At 67.3% G+C, this 24,387-nt stretch carries 19 protein-coding genes; 7 read left to right on the top strand and 12 right to left on the bottom strand.

Features of this window, described 5'->3' with window-relative positions:
* The first annotated feature begins 2 nt into the window (after positions 1-2).
* Positions 3-2,699, top strand: coding sequence for a serine/threonine-protein kinase (locus tag AC1DW0_RS12340; protein ID WP_477946112.1), 2,697 nt, complete (start codon positions 3-5; stop codon positions 2,697-2,699).
* 38 nt (positions 2,700-2,737) lie between these two features.
* Positions 2,738-3,184: a hypothetical protein gene (locus AC1DW0_RS12335; protein ID WP_457443425.1), complete on the top strand. Its 447-nt coding sequence runs from the start codon at positions 2,738-2,740 to the stop codon at positions 3,182-3,184.
* Between the two features lie 18 nt (positions 3,185-3,202).
* On the opposite strand, the gene AC1DW0_RS12330 is transcribed toward AC1DW0_RS12335, so the two are convergent.
* Positions 3,203-4,045, bottom strand: a complete 843-nt coding sequence (locus AC1DW0_RS12330; RefSeq protein ID WP_477946110.1) for a J domain-containing protein — start codon at positions 4,043-4,045, stop codon at positions 3,203-3,205.
* 95 nt (positions 4,046-4,140) lie between these two features.
* Positions 4,141-6,306: a sodium-translocating pyrophosphatase gene (locus AC1DW0_RS12325; protein WP_056198303.1), complete on the bottom strand. Its 2,166-nt coding sequence runs from the start codon at positions 6,304-6,306 to the stop codon at positions 4,141-4,143.
* A gap of 161 nt (positions 6,307-6,467) precedes the next feature.
* Here AC1DW0_RS12325 and ppa point away from each other — a divergent pair, with 161 nt between their 5' ends.
* Complete coding sequence (gene ppa / locus AC1DW0_RS12320) at positions 6,468-7,007, top strand: inorganic diphosphatase (RefSeq protein ID WP_057296199.1); 540 nt, start codon at positions 6,468-6,470, stop codon at positions 7,005-7,007.
* 54 nt (positions 7,008-7,061) lie between these two features.
* Here the strand turns inward: ppa and AC1DW0_RS12315 are convergent, their stop codons facing one another.
* Positions 7,062-9,419 carry a sensor histidine kinase gene (locus AC1DW0_RS12315; RefSeq protein ID WP_477946107.1) on the bottom strand — a complete coding sequence of 786 codons (2,358 nt, stop codon included), beginning with the start codon at positions 9,417-9,419 and terminating at the stop codon, positions 7,062-7,064.
* Complete coding sequence (locus tag AC1DW0_RS12310) at positions 9,416-10,198, bottom strand: helix-turn-helix domain-containing protein (protein WP_457349599.1); 783 nt, start codon at positions 10,196-10,198, stop codon at positions 9,416-9,418. The genes AC1DW0_RS12315 and AC1DW0_RS12310 overlap by 4 nt, the downstream gene beginning before the upstream one ends.
* A gap of 194 nt (positions 10,199-10,392) precedes the next feature.
* Between AC1DW0_RS12310 and AC1DW0_RS12305 the strand changes: the two genes are divergently transcribed.
* Entirely contained in the window at positions 10,393-14,739 is a 4,347-nt protein-coding gene (locus AC1DW0_RS12305; RefSeq protein WP_457349601.1) for an autotransporter-associated beta strand repeat-containing protein, read from the top strand.
* An 18-nt stretch (positions 14,740-14,757) separates the two neighbouring features.
* On the opposite strand, the gene AC1DW0_RS12300 is transcribed toward AC1DW0_RS12305, so the two are convergent.
* Positions 14,758-15,930, bottom strand: a complete 1,173-nt coding sequence (locus tag AC1DW0_RS12300) for a GNAT family N-acetyltransferase (RefSeq protein WP_477946105.1) — start codon at positions 15,928-15,930, stop codon at positions 14,758-14,760.
* Here AC1DW0_RS12300 and AC1DW0_RS12295 point away from each other — a divergent pair.
* On the top strand, positions 15,929-17,593 hold the full coding sequence (locus AC1DW0_RS12295; protein WP_457349603.1) for an NAD+ synthase: 1,665 nt from the start codon (positions 15,929-15,931) through the stop codon (positions 17,591-17,593). The two genes, AC1DW0_RS12300 and AC1DW0_RS12295, sit on opposite strands and share 2 nt — an antisense overlap.
* 34 nt (positions 17,594-17,627) lie before the next feature.
* Positions 17,628-17,966 (top strand): P-II family nitrogen regulator, encoded by a 339-nt coding sequence (locus AC1DW0_RS12290; RefSeq protein WP_056198291.1) that lies wholly within the window; start codon positions 17,628-17,630, stop codon positions 17,964-17,966.
* On the opposite strand, the gene AC1DW0_RS12285 is transcribed toward AC1DW0_RS12290, so the two are convergent.
* The 7 genes from AC1DW0_RS12285 to AC1DW0_RS12255 form a co-directional block, all read right to left on the bottom strand.
* On the bottom strand, positions 17,963-18,574 hold the full coding sequence (locus tag AC1DW0_RS12285) for a LysE family translocator (protein WP_056198289.1): 612 nt from the start codon (positions 18,572-18,574) through the stop codon (positions 17,963-17,965). The genes AC1DW0_RS12290 and AC1DW0_RS12285 overlap by 4 nt on opposite strands.
* A 64-nt stretch (positions 18,575-18,638) precedes the next feature.
* Positions 18,639-19,424 carry an AraC family ligand binding domain-containing protein gene (locus AC1DW0_RS12280; protein ID WP_457349606.1) on the bottom strand — a complete coding sequence of 262 codons (786 nt, stop codon included), beginning with the start codon at positions 19,422-19,424 and terminating at the stop codon, positions 18,639-18,641.
* A 98-nt stretch (positions 19,425-19,522) separates the two neighbouring features.
* Positions 19,523-19,900 carry a diacylglycerol kinase gene (locus AC1DW0_RS12275; RefSeq protein WP_056198286.1) on the bottom strand — a complete coding sequence of 126 codons (378 nt, stop codon included), beginning with the start codon at positions 19,898-19,900 and terminating at the stop codon, positions 19,523-19,525.
* A gap of 73 nt (positions 19,901-19,973) precedes the next feature.
* Positions 19,974-20,486: an RDD family protein gene (locus tag AC1DW0_RS12270; RefSeq protein WP_457349608.1), complete on the bottom strand. Its 513-nt coding sequence runs from the start codon at positions 20,484-20,486 to the stop codon at positions 19,974-19,976.
* Complete coding sequence (locus tag AC1DW0_RS12265; protein WP_056198281.1) at positions 20,483-21,127, bottom strand: DUF3106 domain-containing protein; 645 nt, start codon at positions 21,125-21,127, stop codon at positions 20,483-20,485. The genes AC1DW0_RS12270 and AC1DW0_RS12265 overlap by 4 nt, the downstream gene beginning before the upstream one ends.
* A gap of 184 nt (positions 21,128-21,311) precedes the next feature.
* A complete protein-coding gene (locus tag AC1DW0_RS12260; RefSeq protein WP_082532708.1) occupies positions 21,312-21,785 on the bottom strand; it encodes a DUF3619 family protein in 474 nt (157 codons plus the stop codon).
* Positions 21,782-22,351: an RNA polymerase sigma factor gene (locus AC1DW0_RS12255; RefSeq protein WP_056198279.1), complete on the bottom strand. Its 570-nt coding sequence runs from the start codon at positions 22,349-22,351 to the stop codon at positions 21,782-21,784. Before AC1DW0_RS12255 ends, AC1DW0_RS12260 begins: the two co-directional genes overlap by 4 nt.
* 231 nt (positions 22,352-22,582) lie before the next feature.
* Here AC1DW0_RS12255 and AC1DW0_RS12250 point away from each other — a divergent pair, with 231 nt between their 5' ends.
* The gene (locus tag AC1DW0_RS12250) at positions 22,583-24,367 is read left to right on the top strand and encodes an acetolactate synthase 3 catalytic subunit (RefSeq protein WP_477946101.1); all 1,785 of its coding nucleotides are present in this window, start codon (positions 22,583-22,585) and stop codon (positions 24,365-24,367) included.
* The last annotated feature ends 20 nt before the right edge of the window (positions 24,368-24,387 follow it).

Below are 24,387 nucleotides of genomic sequence, written 5' to 3'. Positions count from 1 at the left end.
CCATGGACAGGCAACGCTGGCTCGCCCTGAGCCCTTTGCTGGATGAGCTGCTGGACCTGCCCCCGGCTGCCCGCGAGCATCGCCTGGAGCGGCTGCAGACAGAGGACGCCGACGCAGCCGAGCAACTGCGGCGCATGCTGGCGCGCGCCGAGGAGTTGCAGCAGCAGGGCTTCCTGAGCGAGCCCGTCGTGGCGCAATGGCAGGAGGCGTTGGCCTCGGTGCCCGACGACACACCGCCGCCCGACCTGGCCGGCCAGGCCATTGGTCCCTATCTGCTGGAGCGCCAGCTGGGGCAGGGCGGCATGGGCACAGTCTGGCTGGCGCGGCGCGCCGACGGTCGTTTCGAGGGCCAGGTCGCGGTCAAGTTCCTGATGGCCGGCCTGTTCGGGCGTGGTGACGCGGGTCGCTTCGCGCGCGAAGGCGAGATCCTGGCCCGCCTGTCCCACCCTCACATCGCCCGCCTGCTGGACGCCGGCCTGCACCAGAGCCAGCAGCCCTATCTGGTGCTGGAGTACGTCGATGGCCAGCCCATCGACGTCTACTGCCGCCAGCAGCAGCTCGATGTCGAGGGCCGGGTGCGCCTGTTCCTCGACGTGCTGGGCGCCGTGGCACATGCCCATGCGCGGCTGATCCTGCACCGTGACCTCAAGCCCAGCAACATCCTCGTGACGCGCGAGGGCGACGTGAAGCTGCTGGACTTCGGCATCGCCAAGCTACTGGCCGATGCGACCCAGGCGGAGCAGGGGGCCGCCGCCACCGAGCTGACGCAGCGCGCCGGCAGCGCCTTCACACCGCAGTTCGCCGCGCCCGAGCAGGTGCAGCAGTCGGACGTGACGACGGCCACCGATGTCTACGCCTTGGGGGTGCTGCTCTATCTGCTGCTGGGCGGCCATCACCCGACCGCCGACGACACGCAGACGCAGCTGGACCGGCTCAAAGCCGTCGTCGAGCATGTGCCGCGGCGGTTGTCGGACGTGGCGGCCAGCCAGGACGACACCGTCATCGCCGGGCAGGCGCGGCATCTGCGCGGCGATCTCGACACCATCGTCGCCAAGGCGCTGAAAAAGGCGCCAGCCCAGCGCTACGCGAACGCGCAGGCGTTGTCCGAGGACTTGCAGCGCTGGCTGGACCATGAACCCATCCGTGCGCGCCCGGACAGCCGGCTCTATGTGCTGGGTCGGTTCGTGCGCCGCCACCGCGTGGCCGTGGCGGTCGGCGGTGTGGCCGTGGGGGCCCTGCTGGCCCTGACGACCACCAGCCTGTTGCAGGCCCACCGGGCGGAACAGGCAGAGCAGCAGGCCCAGGCACGGCGCCAGCAGGCGGAGGACGTGCTCAGCTTCATGCTGGGTGAATTTGCCGACAAGCTGCGCCCCATCGGCCGCCTGGAGTTGCTGGACAGCGTCGGCGGCAAGGCATTGAAGGTGCTGGACAGCTCGGGGCCGCTCAGTGCGTCTGATCGGCTGCAACGGGCCAAGGCCTTGACCGTGATCGGCGAGGTCAGGGTGTCGAAGCGGGACCTGGAGAGCGCGCAGGAGCCGCTGGAGACGGCCACCGAGCTGCTGCAAGGCGATCCTCCCGCGGCCGACATGACGGCGGCCTGGCGCAAGGCTCAGGGCGCCGCGGCATTCTGGCAAGGCGAGGTGTTCTTCCGCCAGCGCCAGCTCGAACCCGCCGAGAAGCACTGGGCCCGCTATCGCGACGTCAGCGCGAAATGGCTGCAGGCCGATGCAAAGGACGCGGATGCGCAGCTGGAGCTGTCCTATGCCGAGAACAGCTTGGGCAGCCTGTGGTTGAGGCAGGGGCAATTCGCTCAGGCGGAAGAAGCTTTCAGACATTCCCTGGTGCTCAAGGAGAGCTTGCTCGCCAAACGCCCCGACGACGCCGCCTTGCAGAGTGATTGGGGAGATACCGTCAGTTGGCTGGGCGGGCTGCTGCAGTTGACGGGGCGGTATGCGGGTGCTGCCCAGGCGTTCAACCGCGCGCTGCCGCCTGTGCAGTCGCTGCGCCAGCGGCACCCTGCGGACCTCGAATGGTTGAAGCGCGAGACCGGGCTGCTGCTGAATCTGAGCGACACCCAGATGGCGGCCGGCCTGAGCACTTTGACGGTGCTGAGCCAAGCCAAGTCAGCCGCTGATCAATTACGGCGAGGTGACCCCGCCAATGTGAGCTGGGCTTTCCTGGCCCTGGAGATTGACGCCAACCTGCTGGCGCAACGGGCCGACTTGCCGCCAGACGCGCGCGCCGTACAGGCCTTGGCCCTGCTGCAGAAGCTGGAGGGTCTGCGACCGGGCAAGCCGCCCCTGGACAGCTGGCTGCCTCGTTCGGTCCGGCTGTTGGAACTGGCGGCCAGTCCTGCTTGTGCAAGCCCGGCGTGCGAGGCGCGCGACCAGGCCCTGGTGCGAGTCGAACAACGCTTGTCCGCCGTGATGGCCAAGCGCCCCGTATCCCTGGAAGCCTTGAACGCAGCGGTGCGACTGCAATTGTTCAAGGCGAACCTGAATGCTACTGACGCGTCCGCCAGGCAGGCGGCTTGCGGCCAGGCGCAGCAACTGCTGCAGCTTCGCGCGGGATGGCTGCAGGCGCATGCCGAGTTGACTCAACGTTGGCTCGAAGTACAGAAATGCCTGGATCCGCGAGTCGTCGACCAGCCTGACTGGCAAGCAGGCCGTGCCTGGCTGCATCGGCAGCGTGAGATGTAGCTGCCACCTCTTTCCCCACCACAACCAGAGAAGTCCCTATGTCGACCTTCGTTCCTCCCTACACCGTCACCGTCACCGGTACCGCCGGTGGATTGGCGCAATGCGCTTATGTCGATGGCAATGGCCAGCCCGTGCCGTCGGGCACAGTGCTCACCACGACGACCCCCGCGGGGCAGGATGGTGAACTGCCGTTCACCTTCGTTGAAACGACGGTCGGCGGCACGAGCCTGCGCCTGGTGGGTGCCGCGGTGAAGACGGTTGGCAACGACCCCACCATGAACCCCTACAACTACCTGCCAGCCAGCAGAACCGAGTCGGACGGCGCCTGGTGGGACGGCGTCATCGTCCCTTGGTCTGCCGATACCTACACCCGGCGTGGCGTTGTGCTGCTGTTCGCTCAGATCAGCGCTACGGGTGACATGGTGAACTTCTATCCCAGCTCGGACCCGCAGACGCAGAACGACCAGTCGCAAGGCTGCGACTGAGCCCGCAGGACGACGGGCTCAGCCCAGGCCCAGCCCCGTCAGCCGCTGGTAGCGCTTGCGCAGGAAATCCGCTGCCATGCGGGCGTCGCTGCCGACACGCTCGCCGATGTAGAGCTCCTGGCGGCGCTCGGCGATCTGGGTGCGCAGCCGCRCGGCCATGATGTCCAGCGGCCGCATGCCGCCGGTCTCCGCCCGTTCGATGGCGATGCGCAGTTGGTGCATCTGCAGGTTGTGCAGCAAGGCGGTCTGCGCCTGCACGACGCGGATGCGGCCCTGCACGAGGTGCTCGCACAGGCCGAGCCAGGCGCGTACCGCGTCGGCCGGGCCGCCGATGACCTTCTCGGGCAGTTCGCCCGCAGCGAGCAGCAGCGTTTCCAGCCGGTGGCGGTCGCTGTTCGCGTAAGCCTCGTTGACGATCATCATGCGCTGCTCGCAGACCTCGCGCTCCGGGCCGGAGGGCGCAAGGTCGGGGTGAAAACGCATCGCCGCGCGCCGGTACAGCGTTTTCAGGCTGGGCGGCGGCAGGTCGGTCATGGGGCCCGTGGGTTCGGGCGGCAGCGGCGTCGCGTCGGGCAGGGCGGGAACATCGGGCCAGATCTTGGCGCGCTGGGATGCCGACACCGGGGCGTYGACACCCTGGCGCTTCAAGGCCTCAGACAACAGGGCCGTGGCCTGGTGCAACTGGGCGTCGATCTCGTCGAGCTCGCGCATCAGCGGGCCCAGGGCCTCGAGATAGCGCTGGCGAAAGCCGAGCAGCTTGGCGCGAGAGCCGTCGTGATCGGCCTCCAGCACGGCGAGGTAGCGCTGCAGATCCTGCAGTTGTTCGCGTCGCCGCGACAGCTCGTGCCTCGTGATTGCCATGCTCGCCATGAGCCGCGATTTTGCCTGGGCCAGACGGAGAAACGGCCCGAGAAGTCTGATTTCTCGGGCCGTTATGCCAGGGATTTACCTGGGTGTTACTGAGATGCGGCCGACGCGGGCATCTCCGCGGTGCTGGCCGCCGGTGCCGCCACGACAGCCGGGGCTGCGACGGGCTCGGGGGCCTTGCTGCCCGCAGGCAGTGGCAACAGCGGCACGATCAACAGGGCCACGATGTTGATGATCTTGATCAGTGGGTTCACGGCCGGGCCGGCGGTGTCCTTGTAGGGGTCGCCCACGGTGTCGCCGGTGACAGCGGCCTTGTGCGCTTCCGAGCCCTTCTTGTGCAGCACGCCCTTGTCGTCGGTGAAGCCTTCCTCGATCAGCTTCTTGGCGTTGTCCCAGGCGCCGCCGCCGGTGCACATCGAGATGCCGACGAAGAGGCCGGTCACGATGGTGCCCATCAGCAGGCCACCCAGTGCCGCCGGGCCGAGGATCAGCCCAACCAGGATGGGTGCCACCACGGGCAGCAGTGAAGGAACGATCATTTCCTTGATGGCGGCGGTGGTCAGCATGTCGACCGCGGCGCTGTAGTCGGGCTTGCGCTGGCCGGCCATGATGGCGCCATCGGCGAACTGCTTGCGCACCTCGACGACAACGGCACCGGCGGCGCGGCCGACAGCTTCCATCGCCATCGCGGCGAACAGGAAGGGGATCAGGCCGCCGAGGAAGAGGCCCAGGATCACCTTGTGGTCGGACAGCGAGAACACCTCGTGCATGCCACGCGCTTCCAGCGCGTGCGTGTAGTCGGCAAACAGCACCAGCGCAGCCAGGCCGGCGGAGCCGATGGCATAGCCCTTGGTGACGGCCTTGGTCGTGTTGCCCACGGCGTCCAACGGGTCGGTGACGTCACGCACGGAAGCCGGCAATTCGGCCATCTCGGCAATGCCGCCGGCGTTGTCGGTGATGGGACCGTAGGCGTCCAGCGCGACGATGATGCCGGCCATGCTGAGCATGGAGGTGGCCGCGACGGCGATGCCGTACAGGCCCGCCAAGGCAAAGGCCGCGTAGATGGCCGCGCAGACGAAGAGCACCGGCCAGGCGGTGGACTTCATCGACACACCCAGGCCGGCGATGACGTTGGTGCCGTGCCCGGTGGTGGAGGCCTGCGCCACGTGCTGCACCGGGTGGTACTGGGTGCCGGTGTAGTACTCCGTCACCCAGACCATGGCCGCCGTCAGCGCGAGGCCGACCGCGCAGGCGCCGAACAGGGCCATTGCGCTCGTCGTGCCACCCGTGCTCAGCTCGATGGGGCCGGGGAACATCGCCTTGGTGACGAAGAAGAAGGCGATCAGGCTCAGCACGCCGGCCACGATCAGGCCCTTGTACAGCGCCGGCATCACGTTCTTCATGCCGGGGCTGGCCTTGACGAAGTAGCAGCCGATGATGGAGGCAATGATGGACACGCCGCCGAGCGCCAGCGGGTAGACGACGCCGGCCAGCGCGCTGCTGCCGGTGATCATCAACGCGCTGAGCGCCATCGCGGCGATCAGCGTGACCGCGTAGGTCTCGAACAGGTCGGCCGCCATGCCGGCGCAGTCGCCGACGTTGTCACCGACGTTGTCGGCAATGACTGCCGGGTTGCGCGGGTCGTCCTCGGGGATGCCGGCCTCGACCTTGCCCACCAGGTCGGCACCGACGTCCGCACCCTTGGTGAAGATGCCGCCGCCCAGGCGCGCGAAGATGGAGATCAGCGAGGAGCCGAAGGCCAGGCCCAGCATGGGCTTGAGCGCCGTGCTGTCATGCCCGCCGCCGATGGCCATGTAGAAGCCACCGACGCCCAGCAGGCCCAGGCCCACCACCAGCATGCCGGTGATGGCGCCGCCCTTGAAGGCGACATCCAGCGCCGGGCCAATGCCCTTGGAGGCTGCCTGCGCGGTGCGCACATTGGCGCGCACCGAGATGTTCATGCCGATGAAGCCGCAGATGCCCGACAGCACCGCGCCGATGACGAAGCCGATGGCCGTCGTCGTTCCCAGGCCCGACACCGCGATGGCGATGGCCAGCACGACGCCGACGATGCCGATGGTGCGGTACTGCCGGCCGAGGTAGGCGGCGGCACCTTGCTGGATCGCCGCGGCGATCTCCTGCATGCGGGCATTGCCCGCATCCTGACTCAGGATCCAGCTTCGTTGGATGAAGCCATAAAGAACGGCCGCGAGGCCGCAAGCCAGCGCGAAATACAGCGCCACTTCTGTCGACATGTATGAGTCTCCTGTTTAGCGTGTCATCTGTGGCCCGCGGCAGGGTATGCCGGGGCTCGGCGGCCGAGCTTAAGGGCCGGGTTTGACGGCCGGGTTGCACGTTTACCAGCGATGTTGGGGAAACCTAGAATGCGGGTTTTCCTTAGCCCTAAAAGACGACCATGAGCCTGCACAACGTGACCCCCGGCGCCAAGGTGCCTGACGAGTTCAACGTCATCATCGAAATCCCGATGAATGCCGACCCGATCAAGTACGAGGTGGACAAGGAGAGCGGTGCGCTGTTCGTCGACCGCTTCCTGACGACGCCTATGTACTACCCGTGCAACTACGGGTACATCCCCAGGACGCTGGCGGACGACGGTGACCCGGTCGACGTGCTCGTCATCACCCCCTTCGCGCTGACGCCCGGCGTCGTCGTGACCTGCCGCCCCCTGGGCGTGCTGATGATGGACGACGAGGCCGGTGGCGACGCCAAGCTGCTGGCCGTGCCCACCAGCAAGATCCTGCCCATGTACGACCACTGGCAGAAGATCGAAGACGTGAACCCGGCCCGCCTGTCCGCGATCCAGCACTTCTTCGAGCACTACAAGGACCTGGAGAAGGGCAAGTGGGTCAAGGTCAAGGGCTGGGAAGGCCCGGAGAAGGCCAAGTCCGAGATTACTGAAGGCCTGGCGAATTACGCCAAGGACCTGCCGAAGTAAGAGCGGGCCGTCCGGCCGTTGAAGAGCGCCTGAGCGGGTCTGAGGCGCTCTTTTTCATGGCGTCGCCGCGGGGCTGAAGTGCTCGGCCAGCAAGGCGGCGGCGTTGACCGGCTTGTAGAGCGTGGCGTCGAACAGGCCCGCCAGTTCGGATGCGAGCGGGCGATCGACGAGGGCGATGCACCGGCGTGACGCACCGCTGGCACGCCAGTGCTGCACCTGTGCAAGGCCGTCTGCATCCAGCAGGCAGGGGTCGCACAGCAGCAGATCCGCCGGCGCAAGCAGCGCGCCGGGCGCGGGCCGCAGCACCTCGACGTTGGCGGCGAATAGCAGTTCGGCGACGCGGTCGGCATGGCCCTGCGGCGCGTCGATCAGCAGCGCAAGCAGGTCGGTCTCGGCGGTCTCGACAGGTGTGACGCCGTCGGCGGGCATCAGGACCTCCTCGGCGCGACCTGCGCTCAGCGGCAGCAAGAACGAGAAGCGGCTGCCCTGGCCCACGGCGCTGTGCAGTTCGATCTGGCTGCCCATGGCCTCGACGATGTGTTTGGCCACCGCCAGGCCCAGGCCCGAGCCAGCCTCGGCGCGCTGATTCTCTTGCGGCGGAGCTTGCCAGAAGGGTTCGAACAGCCGGGCCTGGTCCGCGGGCGCAATGCCGCTGCCGGTGTCAGCCACTTCGAAGCACCAGACGCCCGGCGCCGTAATGCTTGGCATGACGCTCAGTTCGATCTGACCGCCGGTAGTGAACTTGGCGGCGTTGGACAAGAGGTTGAGCAGCACCTGGCGCAGGCGCTTGGCGTCGGCCAGCACCACGGCCGGCAATTCCGGGTCTATGCCTGCCCGAAAGGCGTTGCGGTGCTGGCGCGCCAGCAGCTCGCCTTGCTTTGCCAGCTCGTGCAGCAGGCCGTGGATGTAGAGCGGAGCGGGCACCAGGTCCAGCTCCTGCAGCTCGCCGCGCGAGAACTCGACGAGCTCGTCGATCAGCGCCAACTGGTAGCCCACGCTGTGCTCCACGCTGGCGCGCAGTTGCTGGTCGCGCCGGCCGCCGCCGCCGAGCAGGCGCAGATAGCTCACCGTCGCGGCCAGCGGTGCGCGCAGGTCGTGGCCAATGAAGGCCAGCAGGCGGCTGCGCTGCTGGTGCTGGCTGCGGGCCTCCTGCAGCGCATCGCGCAACTCGCCGGTGCGCTGTGCCACCTGCCGCTCCAGCTCCTGGCTGCGCGCGGCCCGCTCCTGCAGCAGCTGCGCCTGCGCGGCCAGCTCGGCGCGGCGCTGCTGCACCACCTGCTGCACCAGGGCCATCAGCAGGATCAGGTGCGACAGCAGCAGCACGACGGGCGTGGTCAGCCACATCACCGGCCCCAGCTCCAGCCAGCCCAGCACATAGGCGTAACGCGGCAGCGCGCCCACCACCGCAGACGCCATCACCAGCGCGGCCCAGCCGGCCAACGGCAGGCGACGCCACCAGGCCCAGCCGGCCAGCACCAGGGTCAGCAGGCCGCACAGCCCCGTCAGGCCATTGACGAGCGGTGCCATGGCCTTGTAGTCGCCCCAGAGCGCCGTCAACAGCGCGACAGCGATGGCCAGCCACACAGCGGTCAGCGCCCAGCGCAGCGCGGCCGTGGCGCGGCGCAGTGGCAGGATGGCGGCCACGGCCAGCGAGTTCAGCAGCTGCGCCGTGCCCATCAGCACCACCAGGCTGCGCGGCGCCCAGCCGGTGGCGTTGGGCCACAGGTATTGAAAGCTCAGGCCGTGCAGGCTCAGCTCGTAGAGCCCGTAGGCGGCGACCGAGCCCGCCATCAGCGCGAAGGCCGCCCGGCGCCAGAAGAAGAACAGCAGCAGATAGCCTGCGGCGGCCAGCATCTGATTGCCGGCCAGCACGGCGATGGCCAGGGTGGTGTCGCGGTTTTCAGCGAAGCAGTCGCGCGGCCGGCACAGCAGCGCGTCGAAGGAGGCGTAGGTGCGGCCCGACTCGCGCAGCATCAGGCGCAGCGGCCGGCCGGGCTCCGGGCGCAGCTCGAAGCTCACGTCGCTGGTGTCCAGCGGCCATTGCTCGTGAGGCACCCGCAGGCCAGCTTGCGTGTAGCGCCATTGCCCGTCGGGCGCCTGGACCCACAGCTGCGCGTGCTCGATGCGCGTCAGCGTCATCACCAGCCAGAGCGTCTCCGGCTGGGCGTTGGCGGGCAGCTCCAGCCGGGCCCACAGCGCGGTGCGCGTGTAGCCGGGGGTGCGCAGATGGCCGGTCGGTTGGTGGGGCTTGAACTCGCCGGCTCGCGCCTGTACGTCGTCCAGCGTCAGGGTGCCACCAGGGTCTTCAAGCAGCTGCCAGGCCGGCTGAGGTGCGGGCTGCGCGTGCAGCGGCGCCCAGGCCGCCAGGCTCAGCGCGATACAGAAGAATCGGTACAGCCAGCGCCGGATCAAGAGGCGCCGCCGTCGCGCTGCAGCTGGCGCCAAGCCTGCGGCGTCAGCCCCAGTCGCTCGCGGAAGGCGGTGGAGAAGTTGGACGCCGTGGTGAAACCCACGTCGAAGGCAATGTCCTGCACGCTCATGGGCGTGGCGGCCAGCAGGTGGCAGCCGACGCGGATGCGCTCCTCGCTGATGAAACCCGACACCGTCAGGCCGAGGTGCCTGCGAAACAGCGTGGACAGGCGTCGCTCGCTCAAGCCCAGGCGCTCGGCCAGGTCGCCCACCGAGGGCAGGTCCTCCAACTGCTCGCCAATGAGCTGGGTAGCTGCGTTGACGAAGGCCAGTTCGGGGTCGTGTGCGCCATCGCAGCGCCCCGGCGCGGTCTTGGCGCGCGGCAGATGGACGTAGACCCGCGCCAGCACCTCGTCGGCCAGAAAGGGCTTGGCGATGTAGTCCACCGCCCCCAGGCGCAAGCCGTCCAGCCGTTGCTGCGCGCTCGCCTGGGCAGAGAGAAAGATCACCGGGATCTCACAGGTGGCCGCATCGGCCTTCAGTAGCCGGCACACGGCGTGGCCGTCCATGCCAGGCATCAGCAGGTCCAGGAGGATCAGGTCGGGCCGCTGCGCCTGGGCGCGGTGAAAGCCGCTGAGCCCGTCGGCGGCATGGAGCAGCCGGTAGTGGCGGGCCAGCAGATCGTTGAGCTGGCGCAACTGCTCGGGCGCATCGTCGATCAACAGCAGGCGGGCCGCCCCGGGCGGGGTTGCGTCTTCCTGCATGGTGAAGGGCGCACTCATTGCGGCGATTGTCAACTGTCTTTGCAGACTGTTTACATCTGGTTATTTTCGCCAGGCGACGAACCAGCACAGGTTCGCTGCGGTTTGGCAAAGGTGCGGCGACCGAAGTGCGGAGAAAGTCACGTCTGCTCGGGGAGACGAGCGCTGCGCAGCGGGATCGCTGGCGGCCAGCATCACCTTTGGGGAGAGCCACCATGAAGACACGTCAGTCCGGCAAGACCAAGCCTGCCCGCCAACAGCACCCTATCCGCGTGATGCCGGCGCTGTCGCGGCTCAGCCTGCTGGTCGCGATGGGGTTGGCACCGGGCATGGCAGCCCAGGGTGCCAGCTACACCGACTCGGTCAGCTTCAGCGCCACGGGCGTGAACCTGTGGGGCTCGGCCGGGGGCACGGCGATCGCGACCAATCTGATGCAAACCGCATGGGGTAGCTACGCTGGTGCCGACCCAACGGAAATGTTCAAGATCGGCGGCATCAGCCGCAACTGGTTCGGCGACTACGGCGCCGAGGCCAGTATGAGCAGCTCCGGGCGAATCGGGTTGGAGGTCTCGTCCAGCGCGCGCGGCGGTTCGCTGGATTTCAGCCAGAGCTTCACGCCTTTGCTGACGCTGCCCGACACCAACAGCTTGATCAGCAAGCAGATCTTCACCGTCAGCGCGCGCGACACCCTCGGCGCCGCCGCCAAGCTGACGCCCTATTTGCCCAGCGTGCAGGCCTCGATATCCGGTACGTTCGATTTCAACGCCAGGATCTCGGTGCTGGGTTGCGTGATCGCCTGCACCGGCGCCAGCTTCGATTTCGGGCTGAACCCCGGCAAGTTCCCGCTGCTCAGCTACGACAGCGGCGCGAAATCCATGCTCACGATGTTCGGCGTGCCGGTGCCGACGCCTATCCTCGGCAAGGAGACCTCGATCGGCGCCGGCACCGTGCTGATCGACACCGTCAAGAACAGCGATTGCTCGGGCGTCGGCGGCGGTGGCCTGCATTGCGCCAACGACGTGCTGCGCGGCGGCTGGGAGCTGGTCAGCATGCTGCCGCCCTTTTACGGCGCCGAAAACCCGCTGCACTACCAGGCGTCGAAGAACGGCGTCACCGTGAAGACCGACTTCCTGAGCGTCAATGCCGGCCCCGCGGTCGACATGGCCTTCGACTTCGCTCCCACGGTGTCGGTGTTCACCAAGCTGGTGTTCGACAAGCCGGTGCAGGAAATCCTCACCAACGCCAACGGCAGCGAGTCCTTTATCAACCATTTCGACGGCATGGTCAGCTTTGCACTGGGCAGCGACATCAAGCTGCGGTTTGACGGCGATGTCGGCAAGCTGACGGGGCGCAATTATTACCTGGGCGACGCAAGCGTCAAGACCTCGGTGAGCGCCGACCTGAACCTGAGCCTGCGCAACAGCTTTGTCTGCGGCGTCGAAATCAGCGTGCCGGGCTTCAGCCTGGGCGGGACCGAGTCCTGCCTCTACCAGACCGAGAGCAATGCCAGCCTGGCCAAGCTGGACGTGTACTCAGGCTCGACCCAGATCAATGGCGTGCGCACCACCACCGTGCTGCAGGGCGGCTCTGGCCCCATCGACCAGTTCTCGGCCGGCGGCCAGACCAACTACCACGCCGGCGCGGTGCTGAAGAATCGCGGGCGCGGCGTGCTGACCACTTTTGCGTCTGGCAGCAGCACTGACATCAGCGGCAGCGGCAGCCGCATGGACAACGGCGACTACGCACGCGCGCTGCTGGTCGCGGGCGCCAGCCTCACGGTGGCGGGCGGCGGCCGCATCGACAACACCCACGGCGCCCAGATCGAGATCGCATCGGGTGGCGTGCTGCAGGTGGGCAACGATGGCACGCTGTACAACGAAAAGGCCTTTGTCGAGCACTGGACCGAAAGGGTGGGCAAGCGCGATACCTACATCTGGGATCAGCTGAACCACAAGGAGCAGAAGGCGGTGCAGGTGGGCTGTGACGATAAGCACGGCGATTTCGATTTGGGCACCACCAAGGCGACCTGCAGCTACAGCGTCAACGAGCCGCGCAGTCAGGCGCATCCCGACAGCTTGATCAGCAACTTCGGCCTGCTGATTATTTCCGGCAAGCTCAGCAACCATGGCGTGATCGACAACAACGGCAGCCTGATGCTGATGCCCGACACGCGCGGCAACACCACCAGCATTGCCATGGACTCCGCCGGCGGCAGCATCAACAACCGCGGCACGCTGTCTCTGATGGGCGGCCTGGTGCTGGGCAGCCCCAACGCTGGCAGCTTCAACCTGCTATCCGGCAAGGTCGAGGTGTCTGGCCCACTCTCCATTGCCGCCGGCTACACGCAGGTTCTCGGCGGCGAGATGGCTCTGAGGACGGGGGGCTCGCTGAACATCGCCGGCACGCTGCAGGTCGGCCGCGGCGGCGACGTCTTCGACTTCATGGGCAACCCCGACGGCAGCTGGGGCTGGCTCAACGGTGCCGCCACGGTGGCCAAGGGCGGCATGGTCGTCTTCAATCTCGGCGGCGCCAATGGATACAACGCCACCCTCAGCGGCGAAGGCAGCGTGCACTTTATGGGCCCCGGCGTCCTGGCTATGAGCGAGCCACAGCTCTACACCGGCGCCACCGAGATCAGCGGCGGCAGGCTGCAGGTGTACTCCACCACCCAGTCCGGCGAGTTCAATATCGGCGGCAGCGGTGCGCTCGAGTTCTTGGTGACCGGCAAATACGACCCGCCGCGTGACTTCGAGCGTGACACCCGTTTCATCGGCACTGGTGTGCTGCGCAAGATCGGCCTGGGCCACATCGTCTGGAGCCGCAGCGCTGCCACCTTTGCCATGGGCGCCGGCGGCCTGATCGATGTCGTGGAGGGCTCGCTGGTGGGGGGCTCCTTCGGCAACGAATCCTGGGTCGACAACCAGGCCGATCTGCGCGTCGGCAAGGGCGGGGCCTTCTACGGGGTGGAGGCCAATGTGCGTGTCGGCGCGCTGAGCGGCGAGGGGCGCATTGAATCGGGCTATCCGGGCGCCGGCTACAGCAGCTTCGTGTTCGGCGTGGCGGATCGCTCGGGCAGCTTTGCCGGGGTGCTGGCCAACACCAGCACCAACACCTCTGGCGAGCGCATCGGCAACTTCACCAAGGTCGGCAGCGGCACTCAGACCCTCACCGGCGCCAACAGCTTCACCGGCGTCCTCAGCATCGAAGCCGGCACCGTGCGCGTGGGCGATGGTGGCACGCAGGGCTCGCTGGCCACCCGCAGCATCGTCAACAACGCGGCCCTGGTGTTTGCGCGCAGCGATGACACGCTGTACGAGGGCGTGATCGCCGGCAGCGGCAGCCTCTACAAGCAGGGCGCGGGCACGCTGCGCCTGATCGGCGACCACAGCTACACCGGCCCCACCAGCGTGGAGGCCGGCCGGCTGGTGCAGGAGGGCGCGCTGCGCACCAGCGGCTACAGCATCAGCCGCGGCGCGGTGCTGGATCTGCAGGTGGACCAGGGCTCCCGCAACGGCGCGGTGGACGTGCAGTTCGTCGGCGCCGGCGTGCTGCGCAAGAGCGGCGCCGGCACGGCTCGCTGGGCGCAGACCCGGGCCCGCTTCGCGATGGAACAGGGCGGGCTGATCGACGTGCAGGGCGGCACCTTGGTCGGCGGCTCCTACGCCAACGAGGACTGGACCCTCAACAAGAGCGGGCTGAACGTGGCCGCCGGTGCCGTCTTCGACGGCGACGAGGCCAACGTGCGCGTCGATGCGCTCAGCGGCGCCGGCCGCATCAAGTCCGGCTATGGCGGCTCCGGCTACTCCGCCTTCACCTTTGGCGTGGGCAATGGGTCGGGCCACTTTTCCGGCGTGCTGGCGAACAGCGAATCCACCGGCAACTTCGTCAAGGAGGGCACGGGCACCCAGGTGCTCAGTGGCATCAACACCTACACCGGCACGACCCGGGTGCAGGCTGGCGAACTGACGCTCAACGGCTCGTCGCTGAGCAGCGCCTTCAGCGTCGACGCGGGCGCCTCGCTGGGCGGCAGCGGTGCACTGGGCAGCCTGGTGCTGGCCGGCAAGCTCGCGCCCGGCAACTCGCCGGGCCAGTTGAGCGTGGCGGGCAACGCGACGTTTGCCGAGGGCGCCAGCTATCTGTGGGAGATCGCCAATGCCAGCGCCGCCGCCGGGCTGGGGTACGACCTGCTGAGCGTCGGCGGCACGCTGAGCCTGGACGCCAGCGCGGCCAACCCGTTCACCGTCACGTTGAAGTCGCTGCTGGCGAACGGCGGCGCGGGGCTGCTGGCCGGTTTCGACGCCCAGCACAATCACAGCTACACCCTGGCCTACGCGAGCGGCGGCATCCTGGGCTTCTCGGCCAAAGAGTTCAGCATCGACGGCAGCGGTTTCGCCAATTCGCTGATGGGCGGCCACTGGTCGGTGGCGGCCACCGGCAATGCGCTGAACCTGAACTTCACCGCCGCCGTGCCCGAGCCCGAGAGCTACGCGATGTTGCTGGCGGGCCTGCTGGTGGTGGGGCGGGTGGCCAGGCGTCGGCTGGGCGGAGTGGCTCGACCCTGAGATCGGCCATGGCCGGGTTCAAGGCACTGACTTGAACGGTTGGTGCTCGCCCAGCTCGTCGATATAGCCCGCCATCGCTTCGCCCTCGCGTGCCAGGAAGTCATTGACGGCATCGGCAAAGGAGGGGTGGGCCAGCCAGTGGCTGGACGCGGTCGGCGTCGGCATCAGGCCGCGCGCCATCTTGTGCTCGCCCTGGGCACCGCCCTCGAAGCGCTGGTAGCCGTTGTCTATGCACCAGGCCAGCGGCTGGTAATAGCAGGCGTCGAAATGCAGGTTGGGGATGTGCTCGACGGCGCCCCAGTAACGGCCGAAGGCGGCGCGGCGTTCGGGGTCCAGCGCGATCAGCGAGGTGGCGACGCGCTCGCCCGCCCGCAGCGCCGTGAACATCAGCCAATGCTCGGGCATGTCGCTGGCCATGCGGGCGAAGAAGTCGCGGCTCAGATAGGGCGTGCTGTGGTGTTCGCGGTAGGTCTGCTGGTAGCAGCGGTAGAAGAAGTCCCAGTCCTCGACGCTGATAGCGTTGCCGGCGTTTGCCTCGAACAGGACACCCGCTTCGCGCACGCGGCGCTGCTCCTGCTGGATCTTCTTGCGCTTGTCGCGCTGCAGGCGCGAGAGAAAGGCCGTGAAGTAGGCGTCGCCCTCGGCCGTCCAATGGAACTGCACGCCAGCCCTTGCCATGCAGCCGGCTGCTGAAAGCGCCGCCTGGTCAGCCTCATCGCCGAACAGCACGTGCAGGGACGACGCCTCAGTCTCCCTGGCCAGGGCCCGCAGCGCCTGCGCCAGCAGTGCCCGTGCTTCATCGTCCACGGCCAAGAGCCGGCTGCCCGGCACGGGCGTGAAGGGCACGGCCACCAGCAGCTTGGGGTAGTAGCTCAGCCCATGGCGCTGGTAGGCGTCGGCCCAGGCCCAGTCGAAGACGTATTCGCCATAGCTGTGGGTCTTCAGATAGGCCGGGCAGGCCGCCAGCAGCTCCTCGCCCCGCCACAGCGAAACGAACTGCGGCTGCCAGCCCGTGCCGGCCCCGGCGCTGCCGCTGGCATGCAGGGCGCGCAGATAGGCCAGGCGCATGAAGGGCGTGGGCCGCGCCTGGGCAGAAAGCAGGGCGTCCCAATGGTCTTGCGGCAAGGCGTCGGGTGAAGCGTCGACCCGAATGACAATGCTGCTCTCGTGTTCTGAATCGCTGTCGCCCATGCCCTCGCCCTTGAAGATTGCCCTGGCCCAGATCAATGTCGTCGTCGGCGATCTGGTGGGCAACGCGGACCGCATCATTGCCCAAGCGCGCGCGGCGCACACGGCTGGGGTTGATCTGCTCGTCACGCCCGAGTTGGCGCTGTGCGGCTATCCGCCCGAGGACCTGCTGCTGCGCCCGGCCTTTCTTGAGGCCTGCGACGAGCAGTTGCAGCGCATCGCGGCTGAGCTGGCGGGCTGCGAAGGGCTACATGTCGTGGTTGGACACCCGCGCGAGCGCGAGGGAGGGGCGGTGCGGGAGCGCAGCTGGTCGCTGCCACCCTGCCTGAACGTCGCCTCGGTGCTCGCGGGCGGCCAGGTCGTCGCCAGCTATGCCAAGCGCGAGCTGCCCAACTACCAGGTCTTCGACGAGCGGCGCTATTTCTACTCCGGCAGGGATGCAGGGCTCGGTGCCGTGGTTGTCGACGTCAGAGGCCACCGTGTGGGCCTACTGATATGCGAGGACGCCTGGTTCGAGGAACCCGCCGCGGCCGCCAAGGCCGCAGGTGCGGAGCTGCTCTGCGTCATCAATGCCTCGCCCTTCCACATCGGCAAGGTCGAGGAGCGCGAGGCCCACATGGCCGAGCGCGCCCGCGCCGTGGGCCTGCCGCTGCTCTACGCCCACCTGGTGGGCGGGCAGGACGAGATGGTCTTCGACGGCGCGTCCTTTGCCGTGCAGGCCGACGGCGAACTGGCCATGCGCGCGCCGATGTTCGAGGAGGCGCTGACCATGCTGGAGTTGGACGCCGGTCGGCTGAAGGGCGGCATCACCCCTTTGCCCGAGTACGAGGCACAGGTCTGGCAGGCCCTGGTGACCGGCGTGCGCGACTACCTCGGCAAGAACGGCTTCCCGGGCGCGCTGATCGGCTTGTCGGGGGGCATTGACTCGGCCCTGGTGCTGGCCATCGCTGTGGATGCGTTGGGTGCCGACAAGGTGCGCACCGTGATGATGCCTTCGCCCTACACGGCCGACATCTCCTGGATCGACGCTCGCGACATGGCCGAGCGCCTGGGGGTGCGCTACGACGAGAAGTCCATCGTGCCGATGTTCGATGCCTTCAACACCACGCTGGCCGAGGAGTTCAAGGGCCTGCCGCTGGATGCCACCGAGGAGAACATCCAGGCCCGCATCCGCGGCACGCTGCTGATGGCGCTGTCCAACAAGTTCGGCAGCATCGTGCTGACGACCGGCAACAAGAGCGAGATGGCCACCGGCTACTGCACGCTCTATGGCGACATGGCGGGCGGCTTTGCCGTCATCAAGGACGTGGCCAAGACCCTGGTGTTCCGCCTCGCCCGCTGGCGCAATGCGCAAGGCGCCGAGATCATCCCCGACCGCATCATCACCCGTCCGCCCTCGGCCGAGCTGCGCCCCGACCAGAAGGATGAGGACAGCCTGCCGCCCTACGCGGTGCTGGACGCCATCCTGGCCCGCTACATGGAGCAGGATCAGTCGATCGCCGAAATTGTTGCCGCCGGTTTCAAGCCGGAGGACGTCGAGCGCGTCACCCGGTTGATCAAGATCAACGAGTACAAGCGCCGCCAGGCGCCAGTGGGCATCCGCATCACCCACCGCGGCTTTGGTCGCGACTGGAGATATCCCATCACCTCCAGGTTCCGTGCGTAAACTTGGGTGAACCTCGCAAACTGGAGCGCTCGCAATGAAGCAAATCACCGCCATCATCAAACCCTTCAAGCTCGACGAAGTGCGCGAGGCGCTGGCCGAAGTAGGCGCGTCGGGCCTGACGGTCACCGAAGTCAAGGGTTTTGGCCGCCAGAAGGGGCACACCGAGCTCTATCGCGGCGCTGAATACGTCGTCGACTTCCTGCCCAAGGTCAAGGTCGAGGTCGTCGTGAAGGACGACGAGGTCGACCGCTGCATCGACGCCATCCTGAAGGCCGCCAAGACCGGCAAGATCGGCGACGGCAAGATCTTCGTGCTGCCGGTCGAGCAAGTGGTGCGCATCCGTACCGGCGAGACGGACGAAGCCGCCGTCTAACGCTGCGTCAGCGCGAGCTTCGCGCCCAGGGCGACGAAGGTCGCTGCAAAGCTGCGGCGCAGCCAGGCCATCGCGGTCTCGCTGCCGAGCACATGCTCGCGCATGCGTGCGGCGAACGCGCCGTAAAGGGCGAACACCCCGAAGGTCATGGCCATGAAGAGGGCCGAGAGCTGCAACATCGCCAGCGTCGGCGCTGCTTCGTCCTTGGCGATGAATTGCGGCAGGAAGGCCAGGAAGAACATGGACAGCTTGGGATTGAGCAGGTTCACGAGCACAGCGTGGCGAATGACCTCCCCATCGGATCGAGTGGTGCCATCGGCTTCGACCTTCAGCACCCCCTGTTCGCGCCAGGTCATCCAGGCGATGTAGAGCAGATAGGCCACGCCGGCGAACTTGACGGCCTCGAAGGCCAGGCTGCTTGCATGCAACAGCGCCGCCAGGCCCGTGATGGCCGCCAGCATGTGGGGCACGACGCCGAGCGTGCAGCCGAAAGCCGCGATGACGGCCATGCGCGCGCCGCGCGATAGGCCGGTGGCGATGGTGACGGCCGCACCCGTGCCCGGTGAGGCGACAACGAGCAGGGACACGGTCAGGAATTCGAGGTTCATGGGGCACTCCTTGATGGAGGCGCCATGCTGCGGCGGATGCGGCCAGTGGGTCTTGAACGAAATTTCAGCGGCTGCGCGCCAGCATCCCAGGCGTCAGACCGAAGTTGCGCACAAAGCAGCGTGTCATGTGGCTCTGGTCCGCGAATCCGCTGGCCGCGGCGGCCTCTGCCAGCGACAGGCCCTCACGCACCAACCGGCGGGCACGCTGCACGCGGCGTTGCAGCAGATAGGCGTGAGGTGGCAGGCCGGTCAGCCGTGTGAACGCGCGCAGGAACTGGTAGCGGCTCATCGCCGCGTCGGTGGCCAAGCCTGATAGCGTCAGTACGGCAGCGGGATCGTCGTCAATGCGCTCGCGCGCGGCGGTGACACCGGCACTCACGGCGGGGCGCTCTACCGAAGAGGGCTTGAGAAGCCGCGCGGTCAGCGTCAGCAGTTCGGCGTCGGAGTGCAACGCGTCGTCCGTGGTGACCGCGTCGAACAGGGCGCGAAAGCGTGCCGTCATGAGGGCATCACGAATGACGGGCGCCTTGAACTCAAACGATGAACCTGGCGCGATGTCCGCTGCCGCATCCAGCAGCCGGGCCGGATCGACATAGAGCATGCGCCAGCACCGCCCGCTCGCATCAAAGGGCGTGCCGTCGTGCACCTCGCCGGGGTTGACCGTGATCAGGTCGCCCGCACCAGCCTCGACGACACCGCACCCGCTGGCCGATTTCTGCGCGCCTCGCTCGATGAGGCCAATGCCGAACTCGTCATGGGTGTGGCGGCCGAAGGCCAGTGCCGAGTCGGCCACGACCACCTCGACGCCGTCGACGTGGCTGGGGATCAGCTTGAAACCGCGGGCCTGCATGGCCCGACTGTGGCATGTCAGTGCCGCCCGGCCGTCCGAAGGCGCTGACGCGCCCCCTCGGGGGCAGCTCATGAAATGCGCGTGGGGGCTGCGTTGCCTCAGCGCAGGTGCTGCCAGACGGCGGCGGCCCAGATGCCGCCAGCAAGCACCAGCGCCATCAGCACGGCGGCGCTGGCAATGTCCTTGGCGCGCTTGGACAGCTCATGCCGCTCGAAGGACACACGGTCAACAACCGCTTCAATGGCGGAGTTCAGCAACTCGACGATGAGCAGCAGCAGCAGCGAGCCCAGCAGCAGCGCCGCTTGCTCCCAGGTGTTGGCCAACCAGAACGCCAGCGGCGCGGCAATGATGCAGAGCCAGGTTTCCTGGCGGAAGGCGCTCTCGCCGGTGTAGGCGGCCTTGAGACCGGCCCAGGAATAGCCGGCGGCGTGGATGATGCGGTCCAGGCCGGTCCGGCCCTTGTGCGGGTTGGTCATGGGGCACCCTTAGGCCTGCGGCCTTGTCCCGCCAGGCGGGAGCGAGTTTGCTTGGGACGGCCCGGCGCTGCGCTCATGAGCGCACGGGAAGTTGGGTGATGACGCGCGAACCGCAGAGGGCGTCGTGCAGGAATTGTCGCTGCGGGTGCAGGCGTGCAATCAGCAGGTAGCCGGCGATGCCGGCCAGCAGGCTGCCGATGATGGCGCCGCCGCCGTGCAGGCCCAGCGCCCAGACGCTGATCAGCGCCGGCAGGAACCACAGCCAGCTCAAGCAGTAGCGCAGCAACGCACGGCCCCAGCGCAGCGGCCGGCCGGCGGCGTCGGTGACGCGCAGATGCCAGGTCTTCATCGCCAGCGTCTGACCCGTGCGCGTCCAGAAGCCGACGAAGTACAGGCCCAGCACGATGAAAAGGCTCACCGCCATGCCCGTGCGACCCTCCAGCGCATGCTGCTGGCGCGTCAGCACCGAGTAGAGGAAGCCGGCGAAGAAGACCACGCCGAACAGCAGTACGCCTTCGTAGAGAAAGGCCGCGAAACGTCTCGCCAGGCCCGCAGGCGCGGCGTTCGTGTCGACCAACGCCGTCATGTGCGCGGTACGGACGCGGGTGGCGCCTTCAGCGATTTTGGCAGCAGCGTCTTGGGGTCCACCAGGGCCGGATCGGCCACCACCTTGGTCTCACCCGCTGCGTGGTGGGCCGGCAGGACGAGGCCGCGCGTGATCAGGACCGTCGTAGCACCCGGCTTGGCCTGGATGAGACTGCCTGTCACGGGTGTCGGCGTGACGAGCTTGGGCGCCGCGGGCACGATATTGGACTTGGGCACCGCAGTCAGCGGCTTGGCCACCGGGCTGGCGGCCTTGGTCTGGGCCTGACGGCGCGCAACGGCCTTGTCGGCAAGCTCCTGGCGTTTTTCCTGGGGCAGCGCCTGGTAGGCCTCCCACTTGGCCTGACGCTGCTCGGAATCCACCTGTTTGGCCACCTGGAAGCCGATGCGGGCATCGACTCGCTCGCCCGGCGTCAGATTGGCCCAGTCACGCATGCGTTCATGCAGGCGGTTGAGTTCGGCAGGCGGCAGCACGGCCAGACGCGGCGTCGCATTCAGCCACTTGCTGCGCTGGTTGGGGCCGAGCTTGTCCCAGTCCTTCGCCAGCGGTGCGAGGAGGTCGCGCTGCGCTGGCGTCAGTGCCTGCCAGGTCGGTGCGGCGGCCAGCGCGGAGACCGGCGACATGACAGGTGCTGCCGGTCGAACTGCGGGAGGGGAGATGGCCGCGCTTGCTGCAATGCCATCTGGCGCCGAAGCCGCGTCTTGTGTCTGCGCAAAAGCAGAAAACCCCGCTGCGGTGAGCAGCAGGGCAATCAACGGGCGGAGAGGGGCGGGAGGCCTCCGCGCGGCTCGGCTCATGGGCATCCGGTCATTCTTGACCGTCTCTCAGGAATTCGGCGAAGCCCGGATCGCTGAAGGCGGAGGGCGGCAGGTTGTCGCTGAGCAGCGCCGTGTCCACCTCAGCGGCGGCGACGATCTGTTCATGGATCTGGCCTTGTTGCATCAACAGCAGCCCGGCCAGCAGCGCCAGCAGCGGGAGGGCGGACGCAAGCTTGGACCATAGGCCGTTGTTGCCGCCGGCACCGCGCGGGCCGCCGCTCAGGGCCAGCGTCGAACCCATCTGCACCACCCCAGGGCTGGCCGTGCTTACCGAGGTGCGCGCAGCGCGGGCCTGGGCGGCGCGGGCCAAGGCTTGCTCACGTGCGAAGCGCAGACGTTCGGACACGTCATGCGGCAGTGTGGCGTTGCGCTCGGTCAGGCCAGCAGCGACACGCAGGCCAAAACGCGTGACGCGAGCATCCAGGTCGGCAGGGAAGGTGGAAAATTTCGACGGCGACTTCATAGCGTGATCCCCTTGGCCTTGAGCGACTTCGCCAGCGAATGGACGGCGCGGGAACAGTGAGTTTTGACACTGCCTTCCGAGCAACCCATCACAGACGCGGTCTCTGCAACATCCAGTTCCTCCCAGTAACGCAGCAGGAAGGCTTCGCGTTGACGCGTCGGCAGCTGTTCGACTTCCGTCTCGATGCGCTGCAAGATCTGCGCCCGGCTGACCTCATCCGCGGCGCTCAAGGCGCCCATGGCGCCTTCCTGGGTTTCAAGGATCTCCAGCAGGTCGAAATCACCGTCGCCATCGCCGCCGCCCTCGAACTCCGACATATTTGTCATGACGGCCCGGCGCGTCTTCTGGCGACGGAAGTAGTCCATCGTCGCGTTCGACAGGATGCGCTGGAACAGCAGCGGCAACTCGGCCGCGGGGCGGTCGAAATAGTTCTCGGCCAGCTTGATCATGGCGTCCTGGACGATGTCCAGGGCGGCATCGTCGTCTCGAACCACGTAGGCCGTGCGCTTGAAGGCGCGGCGGTCGACGGTACGCAGGAAATCGTTGAGTTCTTTGTCGGTGGCCAAGGCGGGGAGGCAGGTCCGGGCGGCAGCTCGGATTATGGCATTCGTCTGATACGAAGGCTCACACGATTTTGCTCGGCATAATGTTGCTTCGCACAAAGAGTCAATGGTCTCTCAGTGGCCGCCCGACTGGGGCTCCATCTGTTGATCGCGCAGGTTCCAAATCCGCTTCACGAGGGCGAGAAGAGGGACACCAATGGTTTTTCGTTAGAGAAATTCACAAAGGTTCTAAAAATGGACATGTCTGCCGCGGATATCAAGCGCGCCGCCCTGGCGCAGCCGAATTCCCAATCCCCCAATTCCACCGCGGAGCTCAATGGCTCCGAGATCCTCGTTCGCTGCCTGCAGGCCGAAGGGGTGCGCCATCTCTGGGGTTACCCCGGCGGCGCGGTGCTCTACATCTACGACGCCCTCTACAAGCAGGAAAGCATCCAGCACGTGCTGGTGCGCCACGAGCAGGCGGCCGTACACGCCGCCGACGGCTTTGCCCGGGCGACCGGCGAAGTCGGTGTGGCGCTGGTCACCTCGGGCCCAGGAGTCACGAATGCCGTGACCGGCATCGCGACGGCCTACATGGACTCGATCCCGATGGTCATCATCACGGGTCAGGTGCCTAGCGCGGCCATCGGCCTGGACGCCTTCCAGGAGTGCGACACGGTCGGCATCACGCGCCCCATCGTCAAGCACAACTTCCTGGTGAAGGACGTGCGCGACCTGGCGCTGACGCTGAAGAAGGCCTTCCACATCGCCCGTACCGGACGCCCCGGCCCGGTCGTCGTGGACATTCCGAAGGACGTGTCGCTCGCGAAGACGACGTTCAGCTATCCGGACCGCATCGAAATGCGCTCCTACAACCCGGTCAAGAAGGGCCATAGCGGCCAGATCCGCAAGGCGGTCCAACTGCTGCTGCAGGCCAAGCGCCCTTACATCTACACGGGCGGCGGCGTCATCCTAGGTGAAGCCACGGCGGAGCTGCGCCAGCTGGTCGACATGCTGGGCTTCCCCTGCACGAACACGCTGATGGGCCTGGGTGCCATGCCCGGCACCGACCCGCGCTTCCTGGGCATGCTGGGCATGCACGGCACGTACGAGGCCAACATGACCATGCAGCACTGCGACGTGCTGCTGGCCGTGGGCGCGCGCTTCGATGACCGCGTCATCGGCAACCCCAAGCACTTCGGTTCGGTCGAGCGCAAGATCATCCACGTGGACATCGACCCCTCGTCGATCTCCAAGCGCGTGCGCGTCGACATTCCCATTGTCGGCGACGTGAAGGACGTGCTGCAGGAGCTGATCGCCCAGCTGAAGGAAGCGCAGGCCAAGCCGGATGCGGACGCCGTCAACGCATGGTGGAATCAGATCAATGAATGGCGCGGCCGTGACTGCCTGGTCTACAAGGGCTCGGACGAGGTCATCAAGCCGCAGATGGTCGTCGACACGCTGTGGAAGCTGACCCGCGACCGCGACACCTACATCACCAGCGACGTCGGCCAGCACCAGATGTGGGCCGCGCAGTACTACAAGTTCGACCAGCCGCGCCGCTGGATCAACTCCGGCGGCCTGGGCACCATGGGCGTGGGCCTACCCTATGCGATGGGCATCAAGCTGGCCAAGCCGGAGGCGGATGTGTTCTGCATCACCGGCGAAGGCAGCATCCAGATGTGCATCCAGGAGCTGTCGACCTGCTTCCAGTACAAGACGCCGGTCAAGATCGTCTCGCTGAACAACCGCTACCTGGGCATGGTGCGCCAGTGGCAGCAGCTGGACTACGGCGGCCGCTACTCGCACAGCTACATGGACGCGCTGCCCGACTTCGTGAAGCTGGCCGAGGCCTATGGCCACGTCGGCATCCTGGTCGAGAAGCCCAGCGACGTCGAGCCCGCGCTGAAGGAAGCGATGCGCCTGACCGACCGTACCGTCTTCCTGGACATCCGCACCGACCCGACCGAGAACGTCTGGCCCATGGTCAAGGCGGGCAAGGGCATTTCCGAGATGCTGCTGGGATCGGAAGACCTGTGAGCGCCTGAAATCGGCAGCTC

Source organism: Roseateles sp. P4_D2 (assembly GCF_056401875.1).
The sequence above is the reverse complement of the archived record's forward strand: the minus strand, read 5'-3'. Positions and strand labels throughout refer to the sequence as shown.